3 protein-coding genes are annotated in these 1947 nt (G+C 68.1%); 2 read left to right on the forward strand and 1 reads right to left on the reverse strand.

All coding sequences use genetic code 11. The annotated features are described in order from the left end of the window. Both WCE35_RS23595 and WCE35_RS23600 read left to right on the forward strand, forming a co-directional pair. A partial coding sequence (locus WCE35_RS23595; RefSeq protein WP_424595720.1) for a DMT family transporter occupies positions 1 to 796 on the forward strand: 796 nt, incomplete at its 5' end. Positions 797 to 810: 14 nt separating this feature from the next. Further along, positions 811 to 1704: a DMT family transporter gene (locus tag WCE35_RS23600; RefSeq protein WP_424595721.1), complete on the forward strand. Its 894-nt coding sequence runs from the start codon at positions 811 to 813 to the stop codon at positions 1702 to 1704. A 185-nt stretch (positions 1705 to 1889) separates the two neighbouring features. On the opposite strand, the gene WCE35_RS23605 is transcribed toward WCE35_RS23600, so the two are convergent. Next, on the reverse strand, positions 1890 to 1947 hold a 58-nt coding region (locus WCE35_RS23605), incomplete at its 5' end, for a BA14K family protein (RefSeq protein WP_424595722.1).

Here is a 1947-nt window from a genome sequence, read left to right on the forward strand (position 1 = left end):
AAAATACCTGCTCGGCGAATTGCCGCCGCTGACCTTGCGCGGCACCACCGGCGTGATCGGCGCCGGCCTGCTGGCCGCGCTGGCGCTGATGCGGAGGCAGAGCCTGCAGGTCGCGCCCGCGCTATGGCCACGGCTGATGCTGGCGGCGCTGCTCAACGTCACCGCCTGGATGGTGCTGATGGGCCTGGCGCTACTGTGGCTGCCGGCCAGCGAGGCCGCGCTGATCGCCTACACCATGCCGGTCTGGGCCTCGATGCTGGCCTGGCCGGTGCTCGGCGAGCGGCCGACATTGTTGCGCACGATCGCGCTGGTGATGGCGTTCGCCGGGCTCGCTGCGATCATGGGCGGCAACGGTTTTGCCGCGAGCGCGGCCAAGCTGCCGGGGATCATCATGGCGCTGGCGGGCGCGATCGGATTCGCGCTCGGCACCGTGCTCGCCAAAAAACTGCCGGTGCGGCTGCCGCCGATCCCGGCCGCGGCCTGGCAGATCGGGCTCGGCTGCTTTCCAGTGGCGGTCGCCGGGCTCGCCATCGAGACCACGCATCTGGAGAATGTCACACAGCTCGGCTGGTGGTTGTTGTTCTATTCGACCGTGATCCAGTTCTGCATCGCCTATGTGAGCTGGTTCGCAGCACTCGCCCGCCTGCCGGCCTCGGTGGCGGCGATCGGCACCATGGCGGTGCCGGTGATCGGCGTGGTGGCATCCGCGGTCGCGCTGCACGAGCCGCTCGGACCCGCGCAGATCGTGGCGCTGGCCTTTACACTTGCCGGCGTCGTGCTGGCGATGCGGTCGTGACGCGCCGGCAGGCCATGGTCAGGCCCCAGGCGGGCCGCGCCCGGCTGTCGCCGCTCGGTCTGGCCTTGCTCGTGATCACGTCGGTGGGCTGGGGTCTCAACTTCCCGATCATGAAGCATCTCTTGACCGAGTGGCCGCCGCTGTCGTCGCGCGGATTATGCGGCATCGTCGGCGCCGTCGCGCTGGCGTTGATCGCCCTCGCGCGGCGGCAAAAACTCGGCGTACCCCGGCAGATGTGGCTGCGGCTGCTGCTGGTGTCGTTGCTGACGATCGGTGGCTGGGTCGCGTTCATGGGGCTCGCCTTGCTGTGGCTTGCGGCCAGCGAGGCGGCGGTGCTGGGGATTTCGATCCCGGTCTGGGTCGCGTTGCTGGCGTGGCCGATCCTCGGCGAAAAACTGTCACTGCTCCGCGCCGTTTCGCTGGCGGTGGCGCTGGCCGGCATCGCCGTGCTGATCGGCGGCAACGGGATCGACGCCAGCCTGGCAAAACTGCCGGGCCTGTTGTGCGCGCTGGCGGGCGCGGTGTGCGTCGCGCTCGGCACCGTGCTGACAAAGCATTTTCCGCTGGCGATGCCGCCATTGTCGCTGGCGGCCTGGCAGATCGGCATCGGCTGTTTGCCGATCGCCGTGGTCGGGCTGCTGGTCGAGCATCCGCGGCTTGCGGCGCTGTCATCCCTGGGCTGGGCGTCGATGGCCTATATGACGCTGATCCAGTTTTGCCTGTGCTACGTCTGCTGGTTCGCCGTGCTGGAGAGATTGCCGGCCGCCACCGCCTCGATCGGCACCTTGCTGGTGCCGGTGGTCGGCGTGGTCGCCGCCGCCGCGATGCTGCAAGAGCCGCTTGGCCTGCGCGAAGTCGCAGCCCTGGTGCTGACGCTCGGTGGCGTCACCGTGGCGCTGAGATCATAGAGCCCCGGTTGTGATCGAATCAGAACCAAGGCTCGAGTCTCCTGTCTTGACGCGCTTTCTTGACGCGAACCGGTACCCACCCCGCTATCCAAGTGCGGGGCAGGCTTTCGCTCGAAAACGCCACTACGAAAAGGGCGGCGCTTTGGACACGCCGCCCTTCGAACGCAACGATCCGCCGAAACAGTTTACGGGCAGGGATGCCGCTCGCCGTCATACCCGAGATAGGTCCCCAATTCCGGGTCG

This window comes from Bradyrhizobium sp., from assembly GCF_049691595.1.
In the GTDB taxonomy this organism is placed as follows: domain Bacteria; phylum Pseudomonadota; class Alphaproteobacteria; order Rhizobiales; family Xanthobacteraceae; genus Bradyrhizobium.